This window comes from Asprobacillus argus, from assembly GCF_032248395.1.
Classification (GTDB): domain Bacteria; phylum Bacteroidota; class Bacteroidia; order Flavobacteriales; family Flavobacteriaceae; genus Polaribacter; species Polaribacter argus.
In genome coordinates this window covers 1-1539 of sequence record NZ_JAVTTO010000012.1, presented here as the reverse complement: position 1 = coordinate 1539, position 1539 = coordinate 1, and the positions used below count along the sequence as shown (strand labels likewise).

At 37.0% G+C, this 1539-nt stretch carries 1 protein-coding gene; it reads left to right on the top strand.

Annotation, left to right across the window (positions count from 1 at the left end; translation table 11 throughout):
* Positions 1–12 precede the first annotated feature (12 nt).
* The gene (locus tag RQM59_RS14375) at positions 13–1536 is read left to right on the top strand and encodes a RagB/SusD family nutrient uptake outer membrane protein (RefSeq protein WP_349242814.1); all 1524 of its coding nucleotides are present in this window, start codon (positions 13–15) and stop codon (positions 1534–1536) included.
* The last annotated feature ends 3 nt before the right edge of the window (positions 1537–1539 follow it).

Sequence of the window (1539 nt, the reverse complement as noted above, 5' to 3'; positions counted from 1 at the left end):
TAATTAACAATCATGAGAAAAATTTTAAAATTAACATTAGTTGCTGCTATACTAAGTTTTAGTTTTGGTTGTAATGAAGATATACTAGACAATAGTGGTGTATCTGGAACAAGCCAACAAACTACGAATTTAACGTCGGCTCAACTTGAGCAAGGTGCATTAACAAACCTTGGAATCCCTGCTGCTTTCGTAGGAGGTATGTACGCTCAAATGATCCAGTTTGGTTCAGGAGGTACAACAGGTCACGATGACTTTGGTCACAAATCGTATGATGTATTTTCGGATATGTTATCTGGAGATATGGCTTTAAGTGTAAGTACATACGGATGGTATAGAGCTAGTATTACTGAATTCCAAGCTGCGCAAGATTTTACCTTTGGTGATAACAGACAAGTTTGGAGATACTACTATAGAATTGTAAGATCTGCTAATGGTATTATTCAAAACCTTGGAGGTAACGATGCGGTTCCTGTAGTAGATGCTAATAAGTACTCTATGGGTCAGGCTAAAGCAATGAGAGCTCACTCTTATTTCTATTTGACACAATATTACCAAAGAGAATATAACGGTTCTGAAGCTATCTTACCTATGTATGATACACCTTCAGGTACAAATGTAGCGAAGTCTACAGCTGCTGAGATCTATGACCTAATGGAAAAAGATCTTAGAGATGCTATCTCTTTATTAAATGGGTTCAACAGAACTGCAAAGAGTTCAGTAAATCAAGATGTTGCTAAAGTTTTATTAGCATACGTATTAGGAGCTAGAGGTGGAAATGACGCTGAGGTTGCTTCTTTAACACAAGAAGTAATTAATAGTGGTAACTACAATATTTTATCTACTAGTGAATTAGTTGCTGCTGCTGGTGGTGTTAACGGTTTTGACGATGTTGCTTCTCCTTCTTGGATGTGGGGTATCGATATTACTGCTAACAACGGTCTAGGATTAGTTTCTTGGTGGGGTCAAATTGACTCTTGGTCATACAGTTATGCATGGGCAGGAGATTATAAAGCTATAGATGCAGATCTATATGCGGCTATCCCTGCTAGTGATGCTAGAAAAGCTCAGTTCTTTGGAAACCCTGCTAGTGGTAGATACTTACAACCTCTTTATAAGTTTAGAGCGTCTGACCAAATTGGTGGAGCGTCTCAAACTGTAACTGCCGATTATGTATATATGCGTGTAGAAGAAGCGTATTTATTAAATGCTGAAGCAAATGCAAATGAAGGTAATGAAGCAGCGGCTAGAACTAGTCTTAAAGCTGTAATGACAAATAGAGTACCAGATGTAACTTACATCGATGCTTTAAGTGGTCAAGCTTTAAAAGATGAAATCTATTTACAAACTCGTATTGAATTATGGGGTGAAGGTAAAAGTTTCTTAGCACTTAAACGTACTAAAAGAACCGCTACTAGAGGATCTAATCACTTATCTTTTGTAGGTGTGCCAATCCCTTATAACGATGAAAGAATGCAATTTGAAATTCCGTTAGATGAAATTCAAAACAATCCTTTCGTTAACGATCAAAATAATTAGTCA

Coding starts and splice junctions, on each gene's coding strand:
- RQM59_RS14375 (WP_349242814.1), top strand. CDS start 13: ATGAGAAAAATTTTAAAATTAACATTAGTTGCTGCTATACTAAGTTTT.